Source organism: Stutzerimonas sp. LR2 (genome assembly GCF_055755175.1).
Genome location: NZ_JBVTRR010000001.1, coordinates 115,801 through 140,810 on the forward strand (window position 1 = coordinate 115,801; position 25,010 = coordinate 140,810).

28 protein-coding genes are annotated in these 25,010 nt (G+C 66.0%); 13 read left to right on the forward strand and 15 right to left on the reverse strand.

The features are described 5' to 3' along the window. Positions 1-4: 4 nt before the first annotated feature. The 4 genes from ACVRRC_RS00525 to ACVRRC_RS00540 are packed head-to-tail and all read right to left on the reverse strand — an operon-like array spanning position 5 to position 3,924. The gene (locus ACVRRC_RS00525; protein ID WP_011911768.1) at positions 5-637 is read right to left on the reverse strand and encodes a LysE family transporter; all 633 of its coding nucleotides are present in this window, start codon (positions 635-637) and stop codon (positions 5-7) included. A gap of 30 nt (positions 638-667) precedes the next feature. Then, positions 668-1,426 (reverse strand): TerC family protein, encoded by a 759-nt coding sequence (locus ACVRRC_RS00530; RefSeq protein ID WP_011911767.1) that lies wholly within the window; start codon positions 1,424-1,426, stop codon positions 668-670. A 9-nt stretch (positions 1,427-1,435) separates the two neighbouring features. After that, entirely contained in the window at positions 1,436-2,017 is a 582-nt protein-coding gene (locus ACVRRC_RS00535) for a mechanosensitive ion channel domain-containing protein (RefSeq protein WP_045159363.1), read from the reverse strand. After that, positions 2,014-3,924, reverse strand: a complete 1,911-nt coding sequence (locus ACVRRC_RS00540) for an ATP-binding cassette domain-containing protein (protein WP_045159362.1) — start codon at positions 3,922-3,924, stop codon at positions 2,014-2,016. The genes ACVRRC_RS00535 and ACVRRC_RS00540 overlap by 4 nt, the downstream gene beginning before the upstream one ends. A gap of 69 nt (positions 3,925-3,993) precedes the next feature. Between ACVRRC_RS00540 and ACVRRC_RS00545 the strand changes: the two genes are divergently transcribed. Then, positions 3,994-4,470, forward strand: coding sequence for a TIGR02444 family protein (locus tag ACVRRC_RS00545; protein WP_045159361.1), 477 nt, complete (start codon positions 3,994-3,996; stop codon positions 4,468-4,470). On the opposite strand, the gene ACVRRC_RS00550 is transcribed toward ACVRRC_RS00545, so the two are convergent. From ACVRRC_RS00550 to ACVRRC_RS00590, 9 genes are all read right to left on the reverse strand, one after another. Then, the gene (locus ACVRRC_RS00550) at positions 4,446-5,303 is read right to left on the reverse strand and encodes an AlgP family protein (RefSeq protein ID WP_017244278.1); all 858 of its coding nucleotides are present in this window, start codon (positions 5,301-5,303) and stop codon (positions 4,446-4,448) included. The genes ACVRRC_RS00545 and ACVRRC_RS00550 overlap by 25 nt on opposite strands. A gap of 104 nt (positions 5,304-5,407) precedes the next feature. Further along, on the reverse strand, positions 5,408-5,869 hold the full coding sequence (locus ACVRRC_RS00555) for an Rsd/AlgQ family anti-sigma factor (protein ID WP_011911762.1): 462 nt from the start codon (positions 5,867-5,869) through the stop codon (positions 5,408-5,410). Between the two features lie 263 nt (positions 5,870-6,132). Further along, positions 6,133-6,624, reverse strand: a complete 492-nt coding sequence (locus tag ACVRRC_RS00560; protein WP_011911761.1) for a disulfide bond formation protein B — start codon at positions 6,622-6,624, stop codon at positions 6,133-6,135. A gap of 118 nt (positions 6,625-6,742) precedes the next feature. Beyond that, entirely contained in the window at positions 6,743-7,963 is a 1,221-nt protein-coding gene (locus ACVRRC_RS00565) for a heme biosynthesis HemY N-terminal domain-containing protein (RefSeq protein WP_472996506.1), read from the reverse strand. Beyond that, complete coding sequence (locus ACVRRC_RS00570) at positions 7,960-9,144, reverse strand: uroporphyrinogen-III C-methyltransferase (RefSeq protein ID WP_041755264.1); 1,185 nt, start codon at positions 9,142-9,144, stop codon at positions 7,960-7,962. The genes ACVRRC_RS00565 and ACVRRC_RS00570 overlap by 4 nt, the downstream gene beginning before the upstream one ends. A 16-nt stretch (positions 9,145-9,160) precedes the next feature. Further along, positions 9,161-9,931: a uroporphyrinogen-III synthase gene (locus ACVRRC_RS00575; RefSeq protein ID WP_068506868.1), complete on the reverse strand. Its 771-nt coding sequence runs from the start codon at positions 9,929-9,931 to the stop codon at positions 9,161-9,163. Next, complete coding sequence (gene hemC / locus ACVRRC_RS00580; protein WP_014595684.1) at positions 9,928-10,866, reverse strand: hydroxymethylbilane synthase; 939 nt, start codon at positions 10,864-10,866, stop codon at positions 9,928-9,930. The genes ACVRRC_RS00575 and hemC overlap by 4 nt, the downstream gene beginning before the upstream one ends. Before the next feature lie 155 nt (positions 10,867-11,021). Next, complete coding sequence (locus ACVRRC_RS00585) at positions 11,022-11,768, reverse strand: LytR/AlgR family response regulator transcription factor (protein ID WP_013981629.1); 747 nt, start codon at positions 11,766-11,768, stop codon at positions 11,022-11,024. Further along, positions 11,765-12,823, reverse strand: a complete 1,059-nt coding sequence (locus ACVRRC_RS00590; RefSeq protein ID WP_013981628.1) for a sensor histidine kinase — start codon at positions 12,821-12,823, stop codon at positions 11,765-11,767. The genes ACVRRC_RS00585 and ACVRRC_RS00590 overlap by 4 nt, the downstream gene beginning before the upstream one ends. 206 nt (positions 12,824-13,029) lie before the next feature. On the opposite strand from ACVRRC_RS00590, the gene argH reads away from it, so the two are divergent. The 8 genes from argH to ACVRRC_RS00630 all read left to right on the forward strand — a co-directional run bounded on the left by argH (position 13,030) and on the right by ACVRRC_RS00630 (position 20,896). Further along, positions 13,030-14,424 carry an argininosuccinate lyase gene (gene argH / locus ACVRRC_RS00595; RefSeq protein ID WP_068506866.1) on the forward strand — a complete coding sequence of 465 codons (1,395 nt, stop codon included), beginning with the start codon at positions 13,030-13,032 and terminating at the stop codon, positions 14,422-14,424. 55 nt (positions 14,425-14,479) lie between these two features. Further along, a complete protein-coding gene (locus tag ACVRRC_RS00600) occupies positions 14,480-15,628 on the forward strand; it encodes an NnrS family protein (RefSeq protein WP_013981626.1) in 1,149 nt (382 codons plus the stop codon). A 77-nt stretch (positions 15,629-15,705) separates the two neighbouring features. After that, a complete protein-coding gene (locus ACVRRC_RS00605; protein WP_011911752.1) occupies positions 15,706-16,233 on the forward strand; it encodes a hypothetical protein in 528 nt (175 codons plus the stop codon). A gap of 70 nt (positions 16,234-16,303) precedes the next feature. Then, entirely contained in the window at positions 16,304-16,744 is a 441-nt protein-coding gene (locus ACVRRC_RS00610) for a hypothetical protein (RefSeq protein ID WP_011911751.1), read from the forward strand. 78 nt (positions 16,745-16,822) lie between these two features. Further along, positions 16,823-17,068: a TIGR02647 family protein gene (locus ACVRRC_RS00615; RefSeq protein WP_011911750.1), complete on the forward strand. Its 246-nt coding sequence runs from the start codon at positions 16,823-16,825 to the stop codon at positions 17,066-17,068. A gap of 150 nt (positions 17,069-17,218) precedes the next feature. Next, the gene (locus ACVRRC_RS00620; RefSeq protein WP_068506863.1) at positions 17,219-20,035 is read left to right on the forward strand and encodes a class I adenylate cyclase; all 2,817 of its coding nucleotides are present in this window, start codon (positions 17,219-17,221) and stop codon (positions 20,033-20,035) included. An 85-nt stretch (positions 20,036-20,120) separates the two neighbouring features. After that, positions 20,121-20,588, forward strand: a complete 468-nt coding sequence (locus ACVRRC_RS00625; RefSeq protein ID WP_014595680.1) for a sigma factor-like helix-turn-helix DNA-binding protein — start codon at positions 20,121-20,123, stop codon at positions 20,586-20,588. Positions 20,589-20,665: 77 nt separating this feature from the next. Next, positions 20,666-20,896, forward strand: coding sequence for a FecR/PupR family sigma factor regulator (locus ACVRRC_RS00630; protein WP_068506861.1), 231 nt, complete (start codon positions 20,666-20,668; stop codon positions 20,894-20,896). Positions 20,897-20,978: 82 nt separating this feature from the next. Here ACVRRC_RS00630 and rnk read toward each other — a convergent pair whose 3' ends face one another. Together rnk and cyaY are read right to left on the reverse strand one after the other, a co-directional pair. Further along, the gene (gene rnk / locus ACVRRC_RS00635) at positions 20,979-21,383 is read right to left on the reverse strand and encodes a nucleoside diphosphate kinase regulator (protein ID WP_068506860.1); all 405 of its coding nucleotides are present in this window, start codon (positions 21,381-21,383) and stop codon (positions 20,979-20,981) included. 160 nt (positions 21,384-21,543) lie between these two features. After that, positions 21,544-21,876: an iron donor protein CyaY gene (gene cyaY / locus ACVRRC_RS00640; RefSeq protein ID WP_011911746.1), complete on the reverse strand. Its 333-nt coding sequence runs from the start codon at positions 21,874-21,876 to the stop codon at positions 21,544-21,546. A gap of 187 nt (positions 21,877-22,063) precedes the next feature. Here cyaY and lptM point away from each other — a divergent pair, with 187 nt between their 5' ends. From lptM to ACVRRC_RS00660, 4 genes are read left to right on the forward strand one after another with little or no spacing between them, the layout of a single operon-like run. After that, complete coding sequence (lptM, locus tag ACVRRC_RS00645) at positions 22,064-22,204, forward strand: LPS translocon maturation chaperone LptM (protein ID WP_003283423.1); 141 nt, start codon at positions 22,064-22,066, stop codon at positions 22,202-22,204. A 12-nt stretch (positions 22,205-22,216) separates the two neighbouring features. Beyond that, positions 22,217-23,464, forward strand: a complete 1,248-nt coding sequence (lysA, locus tag ACVRRC_RS00650; protein WP_019405709.1) for a diaminopimelate decarboxylase — start codon at positions 22,217-22,219, stop codon at positions 23,462-23,464. Positions 23,465-23,474: 10 nt separating this feature from the next. Next, positions 23,475-24,305, forward strand: coding sequence for a diaminopimelate epimerase (gene dapF, locus ACVRRC_RS00655; protein ID WP_053526887.1), 831 nt, complete (start codon positions 23,475-23,477; stop codon positions 24,303-24,305). Then, complete coding sequence (locus ACVRRC_RS00660) at positions 24,302-24,994, forward strand: DUF484 family protein (RefSeq protein ID WP_011911742.1); 693 nt, start codon at positions 24,302-24,304, stop codon at positions 24,992-24,994. The genes dapF and ACVRRC_RS00660 overlap by 4 nt, the downstream gene beginning before the upstream one ends. Positions 24,995-25,010 lie beyond the last annotated feature (16 nt).

Consider the following 25,010-nt stretch of genomic DNA (forward strand, 5'->3'; position numbering starts at 1 on the left):
TCGCTCATGCCGCGGCACGCCGAACGGTCGCCAGCAGGGCCGCCGCCCCGGCGAACATGGTGGCAAAGCTGCGGTTGACCAGGCGCTGCTGACGCGGCGTACGCAGCAGGCGCAGCACCTTGGCGGCAAGCCCGGTGTAGCCGGCCATGACCACCAGATCGACCACCACCATGGTCGCGGCCATCTCGCTGTACTGCAGCAGCAGCGGCCGCTGCGGATCGAGGAACTGCGGCAGCACCGCAAGAATGAAGACGATCGCCTTGGGGTTGCTGGCATTGACCAGGAAGCCACGCAAGACCAGGCTCAGCGGCCGGCCGATGGGCCGCGGCGCCGCCGAATCGTCCAGCGCTTCGGGCTGCGCCTGCCACTGCTTCCAGGCCAGCCAGAGCAGGTAGCAGACGCCGAACCACTTGATCAGGCCGAACGCCAGTTCCGAGGTGGCCAGCACCGCGCCGACGCCGGCGGCGACCACGGCAATCTGCAGTACCAGCGCCAGCTGCAAGCCGATGGCGTTCCAGTAGCCGCGCCAGAAGCCGTACTGCAAGCCGCAGGACATCGACGCGATGGCCCCGGCGCCCGGCGACAGGCTGATCACCCAACAGGCGACAAAGAATGCGAGCCAGGTTTCCAGTGTCATCGTGATGCCCTCCGTTTCAGACGCGTGGGTTCAGTCCGGCGAGCCCTTGCCCAGCTTCACCGGTTCCTTGAGCTTGCGCTTCATGGCCTTGCGCATGCGGATGTTCAGCGCCTCGACGCCGAGCGAGAAAGCCATGGCGAAGTAGACGTAGCCCTTGGGCACGTGCACATCGAAGGCTTCGGCGATCAGCAGCGTGCCGACGACGATGAGGAACGACAGCGCGAGAATCTTCAGCGTCGGATGCTTGTCGATGAAATCGGCGATGGTCCCGGCCGAAACCATCATCACCAGCACCGCAATCACGATTGCCGCGACCATCACCGGCACATGCTGCACCAGGCCTACCGCGGTGATCACCGAATCCAGCGAGAAGACGATGTCGATCACTGCGATCTGCAGGATGATGCCAACGAAACCCGCCTTGGCCGCGCCGCCGGCGGTCTGTTCTTCCTCCTCGCCTTCGACGCTGTGCCAGATTTCCAGGGTGCTCTTGAACAGCAGGAACAGGCCGCCAAAGAACAGGATCAGGTCACGCCCCGATACGCCCTCCCCCAGGACCGTGAACAGGTCGTTGGTCAGACGCATCACCCAGGCGATCGACAGCAACAGCAGGATGCGTGTGCCCATCGCCAGCGCCAAGCCGAAGAAGCGCGCCTTGGGCTGCTGTTCCTTGGGCAGGCGGCTGACCAGAATGGAGATGAAGATGATGTTGTCGATGCCCAGGACGATTTCCAGGGCAGTCAGCGTCAGAAACGCGACCCAGATTTCCGGGTTGCTGAGCCATTCCATGATGGTGTTCTACTCGTTGAGATTACGGTTGAAGAGCTGGACGTCGGCACCACGCCAGCGGCGCACGGCTTTCTGGAAGAACAGGCTGTTGGGCACCTGGACGATAGCCCCGGTAACCGGCTCGGCCACTTCTTCCAGGGTGGTATAGAGCAGGTTGATATCGATGACACGCCCTTTGACGATCGGCTTGTCGAACGCCTCGACGATTTCCACCACATCTCCCAAACGGAACGGCCCGACAGTCAGGATCAGCACCGCACACAGCAGGTTGGACAGCACGCTCCAGATGGCGAAGAAGGCGATCGCGGCTACCGCGACGAAACCGGAAATGGCCGTCCAGAGCACCGTGGCGGACACCCCGAAGCGCTCCAGCACCATGATCAGCGCGCCGCCGATGATGAACCAGCGGATGCCGCCGCGCACCGGGATCAGCAACTCCGGCGGCAGCGGATAGCGCGACGAAACCCGCGTCAGACCGCGTACCACCAGCCGTTGCAGCACGTAAGCCACCAGCAGGATCAGCAATACCTGCAAGCCCAGCATCCATTGCAGGCGCCATTCCTCGACCAGGGTCAGCCAGGGTTCGCTCATGCGCTGGCCTCCAGCTGCGCCTGCAAGGCTTCCAGGGTTTCCAGTGCCTCCAGCCAGGCCTCCTCCAGCTCGCCTTCACGAACCTTGAGCTCGGCCTGCTGGGCCAGCAACTGGCGCAGCTCGTCCTTGCGCGCCGCTTCGTAGAGCGCACTGTCGCCGAGTCGCGTTTCCAGGGCGGCCAGCTTTTCGTGCACGCCAGCCAGATCCTTCTCCAGCTTGTCGGCCTGGCGCTTGTGTGGTGCCAGCTGCTGGCGCAGCGCGGCGGCGGCCTGGCGCTGGGCGCGCTTGTCGGTCTTGTCGGCGATCGCTTCAGCGGCAACAGACGGCTGCTGCCGCGCACGGTAGTCCACCAGCCAGCGCGCGTAATCCTCGAGATCGCCGTCGAAGTCCTGCACCCGGCCGTCTGCCACCAGCAGGAACTCGTCGGTGGTGCTCTTGAGCAGATGCCGATCGTGGGACACCACCAGCACCGCGCCTTCGAAGTCCTGCAGCGCCAGGGTCAGCGCCAGGCGCATCTCCAGATCCAGATGGTTGGTCGGCTCGTCGAGCAGCAGCAGGTTGGGCTTGCCCCAGGCGATAAGCGCCAGCGCCAGGCGCGCCTTCTCGCCACCGGAGAAGTTCAACACCGGCTCGTCGCAACGATCGCCGCGGAAATCGAAGCCGCCGAGGAAATCGCGCAGGGTCTGCTCGCGCTCGTTGGCGGCGATGCGCTGCAGGTGCAGCAGCGGGCTGGCCTTGGGGTCGAGCGAGTCGAGCTGGTGCTGGGCGAAGTAGCCGACCACCAGGTTCTCGCCGCGCTGCAGGCGGCCGCCGAGGGGCGAAAGCTCGCCGGAGAGCGTCTTGATCAGGGTCGACTTGCCGGCACCGTTGGGACCCAGCAGGCCGATCCGCGCGCCAGGCACCAGCTGCAGCTTGACCTTGTCCAGAACCAGCTTGTCGCCATAGCCGAGGCGGCCCTCGGCCAGATCCAGCAACGGACTGGAGACCTTGTCCGCTTCGCGGAAACGAAAGTCGAACGGCGAATCCACGTGCGCCGGGGCCAGCTCTTCCAGCCGCTCCAGCGCCTTGATCCGGCTCTGTGCCTGGCGCGCCTTGGTCGCCTTGGCCTTGAAGCGGCGGATGAAGCTTTCCATGTGCGCGCGCTGCGCCTGCTGCTTCTCGTAGGCCTGCTGCTGCTGGGCCAGACGCTCGGCGCGGGTGCGTTCGAACGCCGAGTAGCCGCCGCGATAGAGGGTCAGCTTGCGCTGCTCCAGGTGGATGACGTGGTCGACCACCGCATCGAGAAAGTCGCGGTCGTGGGAAATCAGCAGCAGCGTGCCGGGGTAGCCCTTGAGCCAGTCCTCCAGCCAGAGGATCGCATCCAGATCCAGGTGGTTGGTCGGTTCGTCCAGCAGCAGGAGGTCTGACGGGCACATCAGCGCCTGCGCCAGGTTCAGACGCATGCGCCAGCCGCCGGAAAAGCTGCCGACCGGCAGCACCATCTGCTCATTGGAAAAGCCCAGCCCGGCGAGCAGCTTGCGCGCCCGCGCATCGGCGCTGTAGCCGTCGGCGTTGTCCAGTTCGGTGTGCAGGCGCGCCAGGGCGTTGCCATCATGGGCCTGCTCGGCGGCAGCCAGTTCGGTCTGGATGCGCCGCAGCTCAACATCGCCATCGAGCACATAGTCCACCGCCAGGCGCTCGAGGGTCTCGATCTCCTGGCGCATGTGCGCGATGCGCCAGTCCGGCGGCAGCTGGCAGTCGCCACCATCGGGCACCAGCTCGCCACGCAGCAGGGCGAAGAGTGTGGATTTGCCGGCACCGTTGGCACCGACCAGGCCGGCCTTCTGGCCGGGATGCAGGGTCAGCTCGGCGCCTTCCAGCAGTCGCTGGGGCCCGCGCTGTAGAGTGAGGTTCAGAAGTCGGATCATAATGGCCGCGAGTTTATCAGTTCGCCTGGAAAGCCAGCCGGGCGGTCGACAAAAAAAGGCGCCACTCGAATGCGAACCCCTGACCTTTGGACTTTCGCCCTAGCCTGCTATGCCCGACCAGGCGTCGAAACGGCCTGCCTGGAGCTGCAAAACCAGGGCGCGGACGTTTGCCTGCTGTTGTGTGGCGCCTGGCTGCAAGCACGCGGCGTCGCCTGCAGCCAGGCGCGTCTGCAGGCGTTGACCGCGCTTGCCGCGCCCTGGCGCGGGGACGTGATCGAGCCGCTGCGGGGGTTGCGTCAGGCATGGCGATCGCAGGCCGAACAGGACCTGGCGTTACACAGCCTGCGTGAGGCGTTGAAAGCGCTGGAACTGCAAGCCGAGCGCGAACTGCTCGAACGGTTGCAGAAGATCAGCCAGGACTGGCCTTCGAACGGCGCTGCCGACGCCTGGCTGGAACCCCTCGTCCCGGTAGCGCACAACCGCGCCGCGCTGGAAGTCCTGCGCAGCGCGGCGCTGCAGACTCAGCTGGAGCTGGCTGCTGGCTGAGCGGCGGCGCGCTTGGCCGCTGGCTTGCGCGCCACCGGCTTCTTGGCTGTGGCCTTGGTTGCAGGCTTGGCAGCTGCCGCCTTGTCCGGCGCCTCTGCCGACGCGGCAGTCTTTTTCTCCGCCGACGCGGGTGCCTTCGAACCGGCAGCCGCACGTGAACGGGCCGGCGCCTTGCTTGCGCTCGCCCCCGTCGTGGCGGGCTTGACCGCGGCACTGGCGGGCGCTTTCGCAGCCGGTTTGGCCGCAGCCTTGGCTGGCGACTTTGCCGCAGGCTTGGCGGCCGGCTTGGAGGCAGTCGTGGTCGTGCCGGCTTTTGCTGGGGCACTGTCAGCTTTGGCTGCGGGAGCTCTGGTCGTAGAGGCACGGGGTTTGGCGGCCACCGGCGCGGACTTGCCAGCCGCCGGGCGCGCTGCTGCAGGCTTGGCTGGCTGCTGACGGCCTTGCAGCGCCTGGTCTGCAGCATCGGCAACCTGACGGATGCCCTGCGCCAGCTTCAGGCTGTGCTCGGCGTCGCGCTTGAGCTCCGCCAGGTAATTCAGCGTTTCGCTCTGACGGGTCTGCAGCAGGGTAAGGGATTCTTCCAGTTCGCCGAGTCGGGCACGTGCCTTGGTCTGCGCCTTGGGCTTGCCAGTGCTGCCCGCCTCGTCCAGCTTGGCCCGGGCCTTGGTCAGCTTGTCCTGCGCCTTGCCGCGCTGCTTCTGCAGCTTGGCGAGCGCGCCCTCGGCGTCCTTGATCGCCTGGCTGCAGGCCTTGTCCAGATGTTCGATAAGGCTGTGGGAAAGCTGCTGCAACAGATGCAGCGGGGTGGTAACCGACTTCTTCTTCGCGGGCATGAAGGTGCCTCCTGGCAGGAACGGTGCACCCATACTAGACGGCCCGCCAGGTGGCCGCCAGGGGACGCGAAGCGTTGCACCCGCCGCAGCGGGTGGCTCGGTTCTCAGGCCGGAGCAGCCGCTTGCTTGTGCGCCGTATGCAGCACTTCGATCAGGCAGTCTTCCAGTTCGAAACGCTCGTGCAGAAGCTGCCCGAGCTTCTTCAGCTCATCGGCCAGACCGGGGCTGCCGAGGCAGTCACCCTTTTCGCAACGATCGTTGAAGCTCAGCGCCACCTGGGTGATGGTCTCGATGCGCGGGTAGATCTGCTTGGCCAGTTCGATGGCGCGCGCATCGCCGAACGCCTCGGCCTCGGCGAGCAGTTGTTCGTAGATTTCGAAATGGCCGGCCGAGACGTAGTCGACCAGATATTCGCAGAACCTCTGCAGGGCCTGGCGAGCGTCATCGCGCTCGATATGCAACCGGTCGTAGGCGTTGATCAGCGCATGGCGTTCATGCAGCCAACGGTCGATCAGCAGATGTACACCGCCCCAGCGTTCCTGGGCATTCCGACAGCTCTCGAGCATGATGACCTCACTTCCCTAATCGATGATGCTTGTACGCCATTCCGAGACGTTTTTTTGTCTTTCGGTAGCGGCCTTGGGTGAGTGGCGGCGCGAATGGCAAGAATCCGTCACCGCACGAGCAGACTATGCCGCGCCGCTCGATGCATCAAGCAAAATGCCCAACGAATCGCGCGAGCGCACAGGCAGCCGCAGCTGCGCCGCACGTCCATGAGAAGACCGTGCAAAAGCAGCAGGAGTTCGGCGGGGGAAAGAGAAAAGTCCGATCAGTCTCGGCGCAGCAGCTGCCAGAGGCAGACGATCGCCATGCCGATGAAGCCCAGTAGGCTCCACTCGGGAATGCTCATGCCGAGCATGGTCCAGCTGACCTCGGCGCATTCGGCGGTGCCGTGCAGAACAAGGCGGGCGATTTCCTGGAAGGGCAGCGCCTCCATCATGTATTCCAGGCTTGGCAAGCAGCTCGGCAGCTGATCGGCCGGCACGCTCTGCAGCCAGATCTGGCGGATCGCGGTAGCGGCACCGGCAGCCACGAACAGCGCGGCGATGGCCGCATAGACGCGACGCCCCACCTTCGCCGGCCCATGGATCGCCGCCACCAGGCAGACCAGGCCGAAGCCAATCACGCAGATGCGCTGAACGATGCACAGCGGGCATGGCGCAAGGCCCATCACGTGCTCCATGTAGAGCGCGATGGCGATCAGCAAGGCGCTGCCCAGGAAGGCGATGACGAACAGGGAACGAGGGCTGGCCAGGCGCATGGAGGCTCCGCTAGCAGGAAAAGTTCGCTACGGTAGTGGAAACCCCGTCGTGGTTACAAGCGCTCGCAGGCCTGCAGGAAGCCGTCAAGCCCGCCGCATGGCGGACCTGACGAAACGGTCACAGCGTAGCCGGAAGATTGCGATCGAGCAGACCGACGCCCTGCTGGAACAACCGGTTGCTGCTTTCGGTATCGCCCAGCTGCGCGAGCAGACGTGCCAGCTCGGCGCAGGTTTCCGGACGATGATCGAAACACAGGCTCGCCTCCAGATAGTCGCGCGCCTTGCCCCACAGCGCATTGCGCAGGCTGAGCCGCCCGAGAGCCAGCAACAGGACGGCATTCTGCGGGTGATCCTTCAGCCAGCCCTCGGCATTGGCCAGCTGGCGCGCCGGATCGCTGCCCTGCACACGCCCATAGCGTTCCACCAGGCGATCGTCGTACTGCCGTTTGATCGCCGCGTAGAGCACCTCTTCGGCCTTCGCCTGCGCACCCAGACGGGCGAGCCCGTCGGCATAGGCACGCACCACCAATGGCTCCCCGCGCTGCGCGCTGGGAACGGTCTGCCAACGCTGATTCAGCGCCTCCAGGCTCGCCTCCGCGGTCAGTTCGGAAGGTTGCCCGGCCTGCTCTACCGCCGCCGTCCACGCCAGTACTTCCAGTTCGCTCAGGCGCGCCGGTGGCAGCACTCGATGCTTGCGCAGCTCCGGCAGCAGGCGGCACAGCGCCGCCCAGTCCTCGAGCTGCACGTAGAGCTGCTGCAACAGTGTCAGCACGTAGGGGTGCCGTGGATGATCGCTTTGCAGTGCGCTGAGAGACGCCCGCGCTTCGACATACTGGCCACGGGCGATTTGCAGCTGCGCCTGGGTCAGGCCGATCGCCAGCGCGGCTTCGGGTTCGCGCTCGCGAGCCTTCTGCAGCAACTCGTCGCTCTGTGCGTACTCGCCCAGCTCGTTGGCTGCCCGCGCCGCGCCCAGGTAGTGTACCAGCGGCTGACGATCCCTTTCCGCAGCCAGCTGCAGATGGCCGAGCGCCGGCCCCCACTGCCCTTCGGCAAGTTCACGCAGGCCACGTCGAGAGGCCTTCTCGACACGGCGCTCACGATGGCGACGCGACCAGGGATTGATCAGCGCGCCGGACACGTGCAGCAGCCCAAGCACCCAGTGCACCGCCAGCGCCAGCAACCACAGACAGCCAATCAGCGCGAGGAAGACCCAGAAACTCGATTCGTAGCGGAAGCGGTCATAGGTGATCAGCACATAACCGGCGCTCTGGCTGATCGCCCAGCCGAGCAGACCTGCGATCGCGAGCAGCAGAATGAAGACCAGAACCAGACGTCTCATGTGCGCTGGGCCTCCTGCTCCGCGTCCTGCGCCTCGGGCTGAGCGGACGTCTCGCCCGCGTCGCTTTCATCGCGGCGCTCACGCTTCTGCACGTAGGCCTGCAGCGCCTGCAGGGCGGGTGCGAGATCGGGCAGGCTCACCTCAACCTCGCGCTGGGTAAGGGCTTCCAGGCGCTCGCGCAGGCCACGGGCCTGGCCGTTATCATCGCTGAAATGATCCTTGAGCAGTGTGCTCGCCTGCTCCAGCGACTGCCGATAGACCCGGGTGTTGCCATTGAGCACGGCCCATTGCGCCTGCTCGATGGCCAGCGACAGTGCCAGGCGCACCTGGCCCAGGGTCTGGCCGGCGAGCAGCGGCTTGACGTCGGCACTGGCATCGAAGTCCACCCGCACGTAGCGCGTCAATTCGTTCAGCCAGCGCTGCCAGCGACTGTCCTGGGCGTTTTCCGGCAGCGCCTCGCCGTTGACGAATTCCGGGGCGAGCGCGCTGAGCTGGCCGGTCTGCCCACGCAACGCCCCCAGCTGCAGGAACAGCCCGGTACGGTCCAGCTCCGGCAGACTGCGCAGCGCTTCGAGACCTTCGAGCAACTTCTGCCGGGTGCCATAGGCACCGGGATCGTCCTGCTTCTGCAGAATCAGATCGGCTTCGTGAACCAGCATCTCGGCGCTTTTCACGTCCTGCATGGCCGAGAGTCGCAGCATCGCCATGCGCAGCAGGTGCTCGGCTTCGGCCAGGCGCCACTCCTCGCGGCTCGCGCCCAGCACCTGCTCGACCCGCCCGGAAAGGCGCTGCTGATCACTCTGCAGCGCGGCCAGCAGGCGACGGCGCTCCTCCAGCTCGCTGGCCGACGGCAGCTGTTCCAGCCGACCGAGCCGCGCAGCCAACTGGCGTTCGCGCTCGGCCAGCTGACGCGTCTGCTCGGCAGCCCCCTGCATGGCTTCGAGCCGCTGGTCTTGCTGAGCACCGAGCTGTTGCAGCTGCCAGATGCCATAACCACCGAGCGCCACGCCGCCCAGGCCGACCAGCAGCGCCAAGGCTGCCAGGGACTTGGCGCCGCCGTTGGCGGCAGGCTTGGATGGGACGGGCTTGGCGGGCTTTGCGGGTTTCGCAGGCTCGGTCGCGGGGGCCGGCTCGCTGGCGGGGGGTTGCAGCGGTTCTTTCTTGGAATCTGCTTCGCTCACGTTTCCATCCTTTGCATCAGGAAGCGGCCACCGCGGTTTCCCGCAAGGCCGCCAGCAAGGCCGCAGCTCCTGCGCCACGGCAATCCACAATTCGTTTGGCGCCCAGCTGTCGAGCCATCTCCGCCACCCGCGGACTGGGTACGAACAAGGGTAGCTCACACAATTCGGGCCAGGTATCGGCTGCCAGCTCATGCAGCGACAGCAGACCCTGCCCACTGCTGACCACCAGGCCGTTGAGCCGTTCCGACCGAACGACCTGCACCAGCGTTCCAGGCGGATAGTCGGGCAGGCTGCGACGGTACAGCTCGAGAAAGTCGACCTGCACGCCGCGCCCGCGAAGCGTCTCGGCGAGGAACTCGCGGCCGCCCTCGCCGCGCATGATCAATACCTTGGGATCGGGCCTGGCCAGCGCCTGTGCCAATCGTGGCAGCGCCAGCAGCGCTTCACTGTCGTCACCCCGCTCGGGCCAGCTGACGTCCAGCCCGTAGGCTTCGAGGATCGCCCCGGTGGCGCCACCGACGCTGAACCAGGCCTGACCGAACGGAGGCTGCGGCCAGTAGCGATCGAGCAGTTCCAGGCCCAGGCGGGCGGCCGGCTTGCTGACCACGACGACGGCGCAATAGCGATCCAGCTCGAGGATCGTTGCACGCTGCTCGGCGGACTCCGGCAGCGGCTCGATCGCCAGCAGCGGCATGCTGGTGCTGTGCACACCAGCCTCGGCGAGAGTCGCGGCCAATGCCTCGCATTCCTCGGCCGGCCGGGTCAGCAGCAGGCGCCAGCCGGTCACGCGTGACCAGCCTCGCCATAGACTGCCTTGAGGATCTGCTCGGCGCCCTGGTCCAGCAGTTCCTCGGCGACCTGCACGCCCAGCGCCTCGGCTTCTGCGGCCGGCGCACGACCTTCGGCGCGCAACAGCAGGGTACCGTCCGGCTGCCCGACCAGCCCACGCAGCCACAGCTGCTCGCCTTCGAGCACCGCATAACAGGCGATCGGCACCTGGCAGCCGCCGTTCAGGCGCTTGTTCAGCGCGCGCTCGGCGACGACGCGGGTGGCAGTCGGCGCATGGTTGAGGCAGGCCAGCAGCGCATGCACTTCGCTATCGCCGGTGCGGCACTCGATGCCCACCGCGCCCTGTCCGCCGGCCGGCAGACTTTCATCGACGCCGATGCTGGAACGGATGCGCTCACCGAAACCAAGGCGGATCAACCCGGCGGCAGCGAGGATGATGGCGTCGTATTCGCCGGCGTCGAGCTTGGCCAGCCGAGTGTTGACGTTGCCGCGCAGGAACTGGATTTTCAGGTCAGGTCGGCGCGCCAGCAGCTGGGCCTGGCGACGCAGCGACGAGGTGCCGACCACGCTTCCCGGCGGCAGCGCGTCAAGGCTGTCGAAGCGATTGGAGACGAAGGCATCGCGCGGATCTTCCCGCTCGCAGATGCAATACAGGCCCAGCCCTTCGGGAAATTCCATCGGCACGTCCTTCATGGAGTGCACGGCGATGTCCGCCTCGTTTTCCAGCAGTGCGGTTTCCAGTTCCTTGACGAACAGCCCCTTGCCACCGATTTTCGCCAGCGGCGCATCGAGCAGCTTGTCACCACGGCTGACCATCGGCACCAGGCTGACCTTCAGCCCTGGATGCGACGCCTCCAGGCGTGCCTTGACGTATTCGGCCTGCCACAGGGCCAGGGCACTCTTGCGGGTGGCGATGCGAATTTCGCGAGACATGGGCAATTCCAGAACAGTGAATTGCCGGCGATGATAACAGGCCGGACGTCCGGGCTGGGTTGGCCGGAATCAAGGAAAGCGTGGGCGCGACGCAGCGTCAGCGCTGGCGCCCGCGACCCTCGGGCCGCGGACGCCAGCGCCACCGGCGGTATGCTTCAGAGGTTCTGCATCAGCTTGCGCACACCGGCCACGTGACGCCGACTCACGGTCAACGCCTCGCCATCGAGTCCCTTGAGGAACAGCTGGAAGTGCCCGAGCGGCGTGCGCTGCAGACGCTCGATCCGATCGCGGAACACCAGCGCGTTGCGATGGATGCGCACGAAGCGTTCACCGAACTCGTCTTCCAGGGATTTGAGCGGCTCGTCCAGCAGCACCTCACCGCCGACATGGCGCAGGGTGACGTACTTGTGGTCGGCGATGAAGTAGATCACCTGATCCAGCGGAATCAGCTCGATGCCCTTGCGGGTACGTGCGCTGATGTGGCTGCGCGGCCCGGCACCGGAAACGGCGGCCGGTCGGGTCAGCGCCGCCAGCTGCATGCGGTTGGGCCGCTCGGCCTTCTTCAGCGCCTCCGACAGATGCTCCGGGCGCACCGGCTTGACCAGGTAGCCAACCGCGCTGACCTGGAACGCCTCCAGCGCGAATTCATCATGGGCAGTACAAAAGATCACCGCCGGCGGCGCATCCGTCTCGCAGAGCCTGGCTGCGACCTGCAGGCCATCGAGCCCGGGCATGCGGATATCCAGCAGCACGATATCAGGGCGCAGTTCCTCGATCAGCGTCAGTGCTTCTTCGCCATTGCTGGCGGCAGGCTCGAGGACACGATAGCCGTCGAGGTCACCTACCAGTCGGCTCAGGCGCTCGCGGGCTAGAGGTTCGTCATCGACAATCAGGACATTCATATAGATCTGGCTTCCTGCGGTTGTCTCGCACACGGATAGCGTAGACATGTGTAATGGCGGCCTTCACGGCGCTCCACGCTGAGACTCGCTAGCGGACCGAAAAGTGCCGCTAATCGTGCGTCGATGTTCTGCAAACCCTGCCGTGTGCCCCGTGAGGCCTGCGCTTGAGCGGCTTCGTCGAACGGGTTGCTGACCACCAACTGAAACATGCCGTCGACATAATCGGCGGTTACGCTGACCACGCCCCCCTCGATACGTGGCTGAATGCCATAGACCAATGCGTTCTCCAGCAGCGGCTGCAGCGTCAGCTGCGGAATCGGCAAGTCGTCCGGCACGCCATCGACCCGCCAGTCCATCTGCAACCGGTCGCCCAAGCGGTATTGCTCGATCGACAGGTAACGCCGCGACAGCTCCAGCTCATCCCGCCAGGCCACCAGTGTGCCCGGCCGCGCGAGGCTCGCACGGAACAGGTCGGACAGGTCCAGTACAGCCTGCTCCGCCTTGGCCGGATCGCTCGCCACCAGTGCGGCGATGCTGTTGAGGCTGTTGAACAGGAAGTGCGGACGAATGCGCGCCTGCAGCGATTCGATCCGCGCCCGCAGCTCGGCCTGCTCCTGGCGCCGCCACTGGCTCTGCAGATAGAAATAGCGTAGCAGCAGACCCGACATGATCAGGCTGATCAGCGCGTGGCGCAGGTAGAGATTGACCTCGCCGTCGCGCGAGAGCGGCCCCCCGAGCTGGTAGATGTCCGCCACGGCGGTGCAGGCCAGGGTCAGCCCGACCACCAGCGCGCAGCACGCCAGCCCGGCGAATGCCGCTCTGAGCCTCGCCAGCAGAGGACGCAGCAGGCACATGGTGCCGGCGGACAGCAGCACGATCCACTGCACGAACAGCGAGGTCAGCGCCAGGCGCATCCAGTTGAAGCCCGGCTGCATAGGCTCGGCCAGCACCAGCACGAAAACCAGCAGCTCGGCGAGCAGGACGAGGCCGAGCAACGCCTCAGGCTGGCACAGCTCGGGCACGAAAAAATCATCGGATACGGCAGTGGATTTCACAGGTTCAACCCGGCGGTTCGACTGCCCGGCAGTTTCCGTGCAGGCCCGGACAACGGCAAGCCGCGTGTCAGGCTGCGCGGGCGGAATAATGCGAAAATGCCAGCCAGCTCACCCTTCGCCGACGCCTGCCGTCGTGCCCGCCCAGGGCGCCATCCCTGCTATCATCGCCGCCTTTCCTCAGCCTTCGGATTTCAGCGAGCGCATTCATGAGCACCGACAAGACCAACCAGTCCTGGGGCGGCCGTTTCAGCGAGCCCGTCGACGCCTTCGTCGCCCGATTCACCGCCTCCGTCGAGTTCGACAAGCGCCTCTACCGCCACGACATCATGGGCTCCATCGCCCACGCCACCATGCTCGCCAAGGCCGGCGTGCTGACCGATGCCGAGCGCGACCAGATCATCGCCAACCTGAAGGACATCCAGGGCGAGATCGAGGCCGACACCTTCGACTGGCGCGTGGACCTGGAAGACGTGCACATGAACATCGAGGCGCGCCTGACCGACCGCATCGGCATCGTCGGCAAGAAGCTGCACACCGGACGCAGCCGCAACGACCAGGTCGCCACCGACATCCGCCTGTGGCTGCGCGACGAAATCGACGTGATCCTCGGCGAAATCACCCGTCTGCAGCAGGGTCTTCTGGGTCTCGCCGAGGCCGAAGCCGACACCATCATGCCCGGCTTCACCCACCTGCAGACCGCCCAGCCGGTGACCTTCGGCCATCACCTGCTGGCCTGGTTCGAGATGCTCAGCCGCGACTACGAGCGCCTGGTCGACTGCCGCAAGCGCACCAACCGCATGCCGCTCGGCTCGGCCGCACTGGCCGGCACCACCTACCCGATCCAGCGGGAAATCACCTGCGAGCTGCTGGGTTTCGAAGCGATTTCCGGCAACTCGCTGGACGGCGTCTCCGATCGCGACTTCGCCATCGAATTCTGCGCCGCCGCCTCCGTGGCGATGATGCACCTGTCGCGCTTCTCCGAAGAGCTGGTGCTCTGGACCAGCGCCCAGTTCCAGTTCATCGACCTGCCGGATCGCTTCTGCACCGGCTCCTCCATCATGCCGCAGAAGAAGAACCCGGACGTGCCCGAGCTGGTACGCGGCAAGACCGGCCGCGTGTTCGGCGCGCTGACCGGTCTCCTCGCGCTGATGAAGGGCCAGCCGCTGGCGTACAACAAGGACAACCAGGAAGACAAGGAACCCCTGTTCGACGCCGCCGACACCCTGCGCGACTCGCTGCGGGCCTTCGCCGACATGGTCCCGGCGATCAAGCCCAAGCGCGAAATCATGCGTGAAGCGGCGCTGCGCGGCTTCTCCACCGCCACGGACCTGGCCGACTACCTGGTGCGCAAGGGGCTGCCGTTCCGCGACTGTCACGAGATCGTCGGCCACGCGGTGAAGTACGGCGTGCAGACCGGCAAGGATCTGGCCGAGATGACGCTGGACGAGCTGCGCCAGTTCAGCGGAGAGATCGGCGACGACGTCTTCGCCGTGCTGACCCTGGAGGGCTCGGTCAACGCCCGCGACCACATCGGCGGTACTGCGCCGGCGCAGGTGCGCGCCGCAGTCAAGCGCGGCCAGGCGCTGCTCGCCGGCCGCTGATGGCCATTCGGTGACGGGGCTCAGGCCCCGTCACGCATCCCGCAGGAGGTGCGCAATGCACCCACGCCAACCGCGCCTGCCGTTCGCCAACGCCTGGTTCTTCCCCGTCGCCGCACTCTATGCGGCCTTCATCCTGCCCATCTCGGTATTCGCGCTGCTCGGCCTGATCCCCACACCGCCCGGCCTGAGCACGCCCAGCGGGCACGCCCACGAAATGCTCTTCGGCTTCGCCCTGGCGGTGGTCGCCGGTTACCTGCTCGGTCCGCAACCACTGCGCCTGATCCTCTCGCTGCTCGGCTGTTGGGCACTGGCGCGCCTGAGCTTCCTGCTGTGGCCGGGCTCCTGGCTGGCGCTGGCAAGCGCCGCGACCTTCGCCGGCGGCGTGGCCTGGAAGGTGCTGCCGCGCTTTTTCGGCGCCGCGAAGAAATGGCGCAACCAGAGCGTCGCGCCACTGCTGGCCGGGCTCGCCCTGCTCAGCGCCATGGCCGGCAACGAACTGGGGGTGGCCGTCGAGCGGCTGCTGCTGGTCGAAGCCTTGCTGCTGTTCGCCACGCTGATGGCCTTCATGGGCGGCCGGATCATCGCGCCGGCGATGGCCGGTTATGCGCAGAGTGAGGGTCGGCGGCTGGATGCTCGGGTACAGCCTGGCCTGGAAGGCGCCGTCCTGATTCTGCTGGGCCTCGCCTTCGTGCTGAATCCGCTGCCCTGGCCGCTGCTGCGTCAACTCGCGGCCGCGCTGGTGATCAGCGCCGGCGTGCTCAGCGCGATCCGCCTGCTGCGCTGGCAACCGTGGCGTTGCGCGCGCGCGGACCTGCTGATCCTGCTGCTCGGTTACGCCTGGCTGGCGTTCGGCCTGCTGCTGCTCGGGCTGGGCTTGCTGCTGCCAGCGCTGTCGTTGAGCGCAACGCTGCATGCGCTGAGCGTAGGCGCTCTGGGCAGCCTGACCTTCGCGGTGATGGCACGTACGCGTCTGCTCTACCGCTTCCGCGACCCGGCTGCGCGGCCCTGGATCCAGGCCATGGCGCTGCTGATCAGCCTGGCCGCCCTCGCCCGCGTCGTGCCCGCGCTGCTGGCGCTGCCACAGCCGGGTTGGCTGCTGATCGCGGCAGGCTGCTGGTCCCTGGCCTTTCTCAGCCTGGCGTTGCTGCTCTGGCAGTGCCGCGCTGCGCACGTCGACAGCCCGCGCGCCCAGCCTGACCGATAGCGCATCGCTCGGAACTCTCGCGCTCCACGCTTGACCTACATGCAGCAACCGCCATTCACCGATGACACGGAACCCGCATGCCCGACCTGCGCACCCTGCTGTTGAATCAGGACACCCAGGGCGGCGAGCTCTTCGAGTCGCCCAAGGAGCGCCTGCTGTTCTACCGCTCCGAAATCCACTTCGAGTCCAGCCTGCTGGCCGAACGCACCAGCGCCTACCTGGCCTCGCAGTCGTTCCTGATGATCGCCTTCGCGTCGTCCATGGCCAACAGCAACCCCGAATGGGGCGACCTGTTCCGCCTGGTGGTGCCGGCCATCCTGTCGCTGCTCGGCCTGCTCACCTCGATCCACGCCATGCCTGGCATCAAGGCCAACTTCGACGTCATCGAGCGCTGGCATCAGAAACAGGCCGAGCTGCTGCAGATCGAAGGCCGGGTCGGCATGCTGCCGAACAACGAATCGGCATTGTTCGGCGAGGGCAACAGCCCGGTCGGCGGGCATCGCTACAAGCGCACGCTGCTGTTCTCGCTACGCACGCCGATCATCTTCTCGCTGGTCTGGGGCGCGTTCGGCCTGCTCTGCCTGGCGCTAAGCTTCATGGATTGAGCCCGCGGCACGGCATGCATTGCTCTCGGCGCGTGCGGGTGCTTAGCTGGAAAGAGCCAGGAGATGCACCATGACCGCCCCAGACCGCCCGCGTTACCGCGTCGATGCCGATCGCCAGGCCGCCCAGCGGCGGGTACGCTACGTCGAAACCAACCGGCCGGACGACGGCAGCTGTACGCTCTGTCAGCTGGACGAGGAAAATCCGGCGCCGCTCGATAGGAATCCCATGACCAACGACACGCATACCAGCGACGAAGACGAAGCCTTCGCCGAAGAAGCCCTGCTCCAGGCCATCGAGAACCAGCTGGAGAGCGGCGAGCCGGCGGCCACCCAGGCGACGCTGAACAAACTGACCCTGGTCGGCTACGAGCGCGACGAGTGTCTGCAGATGATGGCGCTGGTGCTTGCGCACGAGATCCGCGCCATGCTGCGCGACGATCGGCCCTTCGACGGCGCCGCCTACGAAACCATGCTGCGCAAGCTGCCGGAATTGCCGGAAGCATCCGAATAGGATCTGGATCAAGGCAGGGGCGCCGACAGCATCTACACTCAGCGAACAGGGCATGAGCCCACCATCCGAGGAGCGAGCATGTCGTACACCCCTGAGTTGGTCGCCGAGCTGGAAGTCCTCTGCCAGTTCAATCTGGAAAACCTGCAGGAAGGGCTGAAGGTGCACCACAACGCCAGCCCCTCCACCATCGCCGCCTTCAGCCGCTTGCATGCCAAGGGCCTGATCACCCAGGCCGACGGCGGCTATCTCACAAGCCTCGGGCGCGACGCCGCCGAACAGGCACAGACGCTGCTGACCATTCTTTCGGAGACCGTTCCGGCCTGATCCGCCACTGCATTTTGCTTCGCTTGCCCGGGCCGCGGATAATGTGCGGCCGCGGGCAGGTGCAGCCACCGGTCGGCGGGCGCCCTGCCGGGCTCAAGCCCTGCCCATACCGGCCGATCAACAGGGTTAGCCTCGCCTGCACGAAGCCCCATGACCCGTACTCAGCACATCCACCTGGTTCTCGAAGAAGGCATCGACCGCAAGGTGCTGGCCACCCTGCGCACGCGCTTTCTGGCAGTCAACGCTGCACGCCTGGAACGGGCCCTGGCCGCCATGTCGACCCGTCAGCAGCAGGTGCTCAAGCTCCTGCCGCTGCTGTTTCACGTCAATCATCCGATTCTGCCCGGTTACATCTCGGCCACCACGCCGGCCGGTCTCGCCAACTTCGAGCCGGACGCCGAGCAGCTGGCCGAGGCGCAGCGCCTGAGCCGCTCCTTCGCCTACAAGCCCGTGCGCGGCAAGGCACCTCAGCCGATTCTCGGCCTGTTTCTGATGGGCAGCCTGGGCACCGCTGCCCAGGACGAGCACAGCGATCTGGACGTATGGGTCTGCCATGATCCGGAACTCGACGGACGGCAACTCGAGGAACTGCGCCGCAAATGCGAGTCGCTACGAGCCTGGGCGGCGAGCCAGGGCAGCGAAGCGCACTTCTTTCTGGTCGACCCCGAACGTTTCACCCAGGGCCAGCGCGACGCCAAGCTGACCTCCGACGACTGCGGCACCACGCAACATTATCTGTTGCTCGACGAGTTCTACCGCACCGCGCTGTGGCTCGGCGGGCGAACGCCACTGTGGTGGATGGTGCCCGACTACGAGGAGCATCGCTACGACGATTACGTGGCGACGCTGCTGGCCAAGCGCTTCGTGCGCGCCGACGAGGTGCTCGATCTCGGTCATCTCGGCCAGGTGCCGCCAGGCGAGTTCGTCGGCGCCGGCCTGTGGCAGCTGTACAAGGCCATCGACTCGCCGTACAAGTCGCTGTTCAAGCTGCTGCTGGTGGAGGTCTATGCCAGCCAGTACCCGCAGCTGCGTTGCCTGGCGCTGGATTTCAAGCAGGCCATCTATCATGGTCGCACCGACCTGGACGAGCTCGATCCGTATATCGCCGCCTATCACGCCATCGAACGCTACCTGTGCGAGCGCGGTGCTCAGGAGCGGCTGGAGCTCGCCCGACGCTGCCTGTACCTGAAGATCAACCGACCGCTGAGTCGTCCACCGGTCAACCGCAACAAGAGCTGGCAACGCAGCCTGCTCGAACGCCTGACCCGCGACTGGCGCTGGGACGAGCGGCAGTTCGTTCTGCTCGACAATCGCAGCCAGTGGAAGGTGCGCCAGGTCAGCCAGGAACGCCGCGCGCTGGTCAACGAACTGACCTATGGCTATCGCTTCCTCAGCGATTTCACCCGGCGCGTGCAAGCGACCAGCCCGCTCACCAGTCGCGATCTCGGCGTACTAGGCCGCCGCCTGTACGCGGCCATCGAACGCAAGGCTGGCAAGGTGGAGGTGGTCAACCTCGGCATCTCGCCGGACATGTCCGAGGACAGCCTGACGCTGGTGCACGGTTATGACGGTGCGGGCGACGTGCACTGGTCGCTCTACCAGGGCCAGCTCACGGCGCCGGAACTGCCCAATTACGCGCCATTGAAGCGCGCCCGCGAACTGCTGGCGCTACTCGCCTGGGGCCACCGCAACGGCGTGGTGGATACCGGCACCCATCTGTCGCTCTTCCCCGGCGACAGCGGCTTGAGCGAAGCCGAGCTGTTCGCGCTGCTGAGCGACCTGCGCCGTGCGCTGCCCATGCCGCTACCGGCCGTGGACGAGGAGGCGCTGCTCGCACCGAGCAGGGCCAGCCGTGTGTTGCTGCTGGTCAACATCGGGATGGATCCCGCGCTGCATGCCGCCGGACTGGCCAGCAGCGAGTCGATCCTCGCCGGCGCCGTTGAGAATCTGGTGCAGAGCGTGGATCAGGTGACGCTCAACAGCTGGAACGAGATGCTGGTAACGCGCTACGAAGGGCCGAAAGCGCTCGCCCTGTGCCTGCGCGACAACCTCGTCGACCTCGGAGCCAGCGACCAGCCCCCGCAACTGCAGGTGTTCTGCTTTGCCCGCAACCGTGGGCAAGCCATTGCGCGACGCCTCGAGCAGATCTTCGATGACGCTCGACGCAGCCTGGCCGGCGCTACTCACGGCCGCTATCTCCTGCAGATCCGCCAGCACTTTCATGTGCTGCAGCGCGACGGGAGCGACCTGCGGCTGACCAGCCTGGTCGACCGGGCGGCACTGCTGGAATACCTTGGCGAGGCCCATCATCTCTACAGCCCACTGCAGCTCGATCGCGCGGCGCTGGCCGGCGACGACCTGGCGCTGATCCTGACCCAGGGGCGGCCTGGCTGCCTGCAGGTGTTCTACCGTGCGGAGGACGGCAGCGCCGAACTCAGCGTGCTCGACGAGTGCAACGCCTTGTGGCGCCAGCAACTGCCCTATCGCGATGAACGCACGCTGCTGCGCCCATTGCTGCGTTTTCTCGAATCACTGATGTTCCGCCGCGCCGCGCAGCAGCCGGGTGAGGGTGTCGCCCCGCTGGATCCGACGATTCTGGTCTACCGCATCCAGCCCGGTCAGGGTCCGCAGCCGTCGACGCTGGAGCGGCGTCCAGCCCCCCTGGGCGAGGTCACCGATCCGTTCTATGAGGTGCAGGCGATCGTCGAAGCCGGCGACAACGGTCGTTCGCAGGTCACGTTGTACTGCAACCAGCAGGAATTCTCCGGCCTTGAATACGGCAACGACCTGTTCGCCGCCGTGACACGCACGATCGTCGCCCGCCGCCGCGACGGCGAACGCTACCCCTGTTACATCACCGATATCGATCTGTCCGGGCTGCACGGCAATGGGCGCAGCCAGACCGTCCAGTACCTGCGCTACAAGTCGCGGCTGGAGGCCGCGCTGAACGCCGCCATGGACGCCTGAATGATAACTATTCTTGCTTGATGTCATTTTGCCTTCAAGCTAGGATGCCCGGGCCATCCGCGCATTTCTTCGAGAGCGCACCATCGTGAACGAGCAAGACAACAAAACCGATCTGTTCGCGGCTGATCACGGCATCCTCGTCGGCTCATTGCCGGCGAACCGAGCGCCGACAAGCCAAACCGCCATGGATGGCCACAAGACGTCCCGCCGGGTCGCTCAAGCCCGCTTCTGGCTGAGCAAGGCCATGAGCATCTTCCTGCATATCGTGACCAAACCCGCGCCCACCAGGGCGGACGACCACGCGCCTCGCGTACGAGAGCATAGGGCCGAGCAGGTATCTGCACAGCCGGACGAGCTCAGGCTGATCGCCGACGCTCTGGCACAGCTGCCGGCGCATACCCGCATGGCCTTCGAACTGCATCGCCTTCGCGGCTACACGCTGGAGCAGGTCGCAAGGGAACTGGACATCACCGCGGGCATGGCCCACCAGGCGATACGCACGGCACTCAGCCGCTGCGCAGCCGCGCTGGACGGAGCGACAAAGCGGCCGTAACAAGCCAAATCTGGGTTTATTCCAACCGCCGGTGAGCTCGAATGAGTGAAATTCCCGCACCTCAATGGAATTGCGCCATGGAATGGCTTCTCTGGCTGCAGGCTTCGCCCGACGACCAGGAATTGCGTGCTGCCTGCGAGGCCTGGCAGCGGGCCTCGCCTGTCAATGCCAGCGCCTGGCAACGAGCGGAGCAGATATGGCGGCTGACCGGACAGCTTCCGCCGGAAGCCCAACGGCAGCCACGACCTGACGAGAACGCTGGCGCCTGGATCGTCAGGACCTTCTGCCGTCGCGCTCGGCGAGCCTGACGCGCCCACCCTTGCAGCAGGCGCTGCCACACATCGATGGAACCGGCGGGACGCCGGTCCTATAGAGCGGACAACCGCAGGATCAGAACGGATCGCCGGCTGCTTCGGGCTGATACTCGATGGCCAGCAGGGTGAGCTTGATCATCTTGCCGCCCGGGGCTGGCCAGTCGATGTGCTGGCCGACGCTCATGCCCAGCAGCGCGGTGCCGACCGGAGCGAGGACGGACACGGTGCCTTCCTTGCCGGCATCGTGGGGGTAGACGAGCGTCAGGTGGTAGTCCTTGTCGCTGCCCTCGTCGCGGCAGTGCACGCGCGAGTTCATGGTCACGACACCGGCAGGCATCTCGCTGCGTTCCACGACCTGCGCCCGCGACAGTTCCTGCTCGAGCGCTTCGGCGGCCGGACCGTAATCGTCCAGACTGTCGAGCAGCCGCTCGAGGCGCTGCAGGTCGAGTTTGGTAAGGATGATCGGCGGTGCACTGGTCATGGGCTCTGGCTAGCTCCTGGGAAAATGAAATGCTGAAAAAAGCAAAACCCCGCCCGAAGGCGGGGTTTTGCTGACCTGCCGGAGACACTATCACAGCAGCCCGAATAAGCAAGACCCCAGCCCGCAGGCCAGTAAACTCGCGGGCTGCAGACCAGCCGGCTCAGAGATCCTCGAACTCCAGCGCCTCACCACCCTGCTCCTGCGTGACCCGCGTCAGGAGTTCGCCGAGGCGCTCGCCGCTGGCATCGCAAAGCCACAGCTGGCTGCCCTCGTCATAGTCGAAATGAAAGCCGCCGGAACGTGCCGCCACCCACAGCTGACGCAGCGCCGGCTGCCGACTGAGGATCAGCTGGCTGCCGTTGTCGAAACGCACGGTCAGTACGCCACCGGAGTTCTCCAGGTCGACATCCAGGCTGGTGTCGTCGAACACGTCCTCGACGCTTTCCTGCACGGCATCGACCAGGTCGTGGTAACGGGCTTCGCTCAGGCTCATGCAACTTTCCTCGATGATTCTGCGCGCGACGCAGGTCGCGCTCGACGGCGGCGAGCTTAGCAGGGCGCGGACGGGTCAAGCGAGCCGACCGCCAGGTCAGCCGCCGTGTGACGTGCGGCTCGCATAGGCAATCCGGCGGGTGCTGGGTATACTCCGGCGATTAGATTTTTCAAGGATTCCAGTCCCCATGAAGCGCCTTCTGCTTCCCTTCATCGCTCTCGCCGTCTTCGCCGCCGCGCTCAGCGGCTGCGGCCAGAAAGGTCCGCTGTATCTGCCGGATGACGAGCAGACCGTCAAAGAACGTTCCAAAGACCGTTTCGAACTCTAAAGGAGGCTGTTCATGGAGGCCTTCTCGTACCGCGACGGTCAACTCTTCGCGGAGGGCGTGGCACTGCCCGCACTCGCGCAACGCTTCGGCACGCCGACCTACGTCTATTCCCGCGCCCACATCGAGGCCCAGTACCGGGCTTACGCCGATGCGCTGGAAGGCATGCCGCACCTGGTCTGCTTCGCCGTCAAGGCCAACTCGAACCTCGGTGTACTGAACGTGTTGGCACGTCTCGGCGCGGGCTTCGACATCGTCTCTCGCGGTGAACTGGAGCGCGTGCTCGCCGCCGGCGGCGAGCCGGGCCGCATCGTCTTTTCCGGCGTCGGCAAGACTCGCGACGACATGCGCCGCGCGCTGGAAGTCGGTGTGCACTGCTTCAACGTCGAGTCCACCGACGAGCTGGAGCGTCTGCAGCAGGTCGCCGCCGAACTGGGCATGAAGGCGCCGGTTTCCCTGCGGGTCAATCCAGACGTGGATGCCGGCACCCATCCCTACATCTCCACCGGGTTGAAAGAGAACAAGTTCGGCATCGATATCGACAACGCCGAGGCGGTCTACGCCCGCGCGGCCGAGCTGCCGAACCTGGAAGTGGTCGGCGTCGACTGCCACATCGGCTCGCAGCTGACCAGCCTGCCGCCCTTCCTCGATGCCCTCGACCGCCTGCTGGCGCTGATCGATCGGCTCGCCACGCGCGGCATCCAGATCCGTCACCTGGACCTGGGCGGCGGTCTCGGGGTGCGCTATCGCGACGAACAGCCGCCGCTGGCCGGTGACTACATCCAGGCCGTGCGCCAGCGCATCGAAGGCCGTGGCCTGGCGCTGGTGTTCGAGCCGGGCCGCTCCATCGTCGCCAACGCCGGCCTGCTGCTGACCCGCGTGGAGTATCTCAAGCACACCGCGCACAAGGATTTCGCCATCGTCGATGCAGCGATGAACGACCTGATCCGTCCGGCGCTGTACCAGGCCTGGATGAACGTGGTCGCGGTGCAGCCGCACGAAGGCGATACGCGCCGCTACGACATCGTCGGGCCGATCTGCGAGACCGGCGACTTCCTCGCCAAGGATCGCGAGCTGGCACTGGCCGAAGGTGACCTGCTGGCGGTGTGTTCGGCCGGCGCCTACGGCTTCGTCATGAGCTCCAACTACAACACCCGCGGCCGCGCCGCCGAGGTGCTGGTGGATGGTGACCAAGCCTTCGAAGTGCGCCGTCGCGAGAGCGTTCAGGAGCTGTACGCCGGCGAAAGCCTGCTGCCCACTTGAGGCCACGATCATGCTTCTGCGCTTTACCAAGATGCACGGTCTGGGCAACGACTTCATGGTCATCGACCTGGTCAGCCAGCACGCGCATATCCAGCCCAAGCACGCCAAGCAATGGGGCGATCGTCACACCGGCGTCGGCTTCGATCAGCTGCTGATCGTCGAGCCGCCGCAGAATCCGGACGTGGATTTTCGCTACCGCATCTTCAACTCCGACGGTTCGGAAGTGGAGCAATGCGGCAACGGCGCGCGCTGCTTCGCCCGCTTCGTGGTCGACAAGCGCCTGACTGTCAAACGCAAGATCAAGGTGGAAACCAAGGGCGGCATCATCGAGCTGGACATCCGCCCCGATGGACAGATCCGCGTCGACATGGGCCCGCCGCGCCTGGTGCCGGCCGAGATTCCGTTTCAGGCCGAACGCGAAGCCCTGAGCTATTTGCTCGAGGTGGACGGGCAGCAGGTGGAATTGGCCGCGGTATCCATGGGCAACCCCCATGCGGTGCTGCTGGTGGACAGCGTCGAGCGTGCGCCGGTGCATGAACTGGGGCCGAAGATCGAGCATCACCCGCGCTTTCCGCAGCGGGTCAACGTCGGCTTCCTGCAGGTGGTTGATCGCCGCCATGCACGCCTGCGCGTCTGGGAGCGCGGGGCTGGCGAGACCCAGGCCTGCGGCACCGGTGCCTGTGCGGCCGCGGTAGCCGCCATTCGCCAGGGCTGGATGGACTCGCCGGTGCAGATCGAACTGCCCGGCGGCCGTCTGTCCATCGAATGGGCAGGTCCGGGGCAGCCGGTTATGATGACCGGCCCCGCCGTTCGCGTTTTTGAAGGACAGGTTCGCCTATGACCGACCAGACCCAGGGCAGCACTCCGCTACCCGACGCCGAAGCCGTCGCCGCCTACCTGCGCGCCCATCCGGAGTTCTTCGTCGACCACGACGAGCTGATCCCGGAATTGCGTATCCCACACCAGCCGGGCACCGCCGTGTCGCTAGTGGAACGCCAGGTCAAGCTGCTGCGCGAGCGCAACATCGAGATGCGCCATCGCCTGTCGCAGCTGATGGACGTGGCCCGCGACAACGATCGCCTGTTCGACAAGACCCGCCGCCTGGTGCTCGACCTGCTCGACGCCGGTAGCCTGGAAGAGGTGGTCAGCGCGGTGGAAGACAGCCTGCGCCATGAGTTTCAGGTGCCCTACGTCAGCCTGATCCTGTTCAGCGAGGCGACATTGCCGGTCGGCCGCTGCGTCAGCACCGCCGAGGCCAAGCAGAACATCGGTGGCCTGCTCGAGGGTGGCAAGACCATCTGCGGCGTGCTGCGTCCCCACGAGCTCAGCTTTCTGTTCGGCGAGGATGGCCCCAGCGTCGGCTCCGCCGCGGTGGTCAGCCTCGACGACCAGCTGGGGGTTCTCGCCATCGGCAGCCGCGACCCGCAGCACTACAAGAGCTCGCTGGGCACTCTGTTCCTCGGTTATATCGCCGAAGTGCTCGCGCGCGTCTTGCCGCGCTTCGGCACCCCGCTGCGCTCGGTACGCTGAGCGCAGCCGCCGGCGT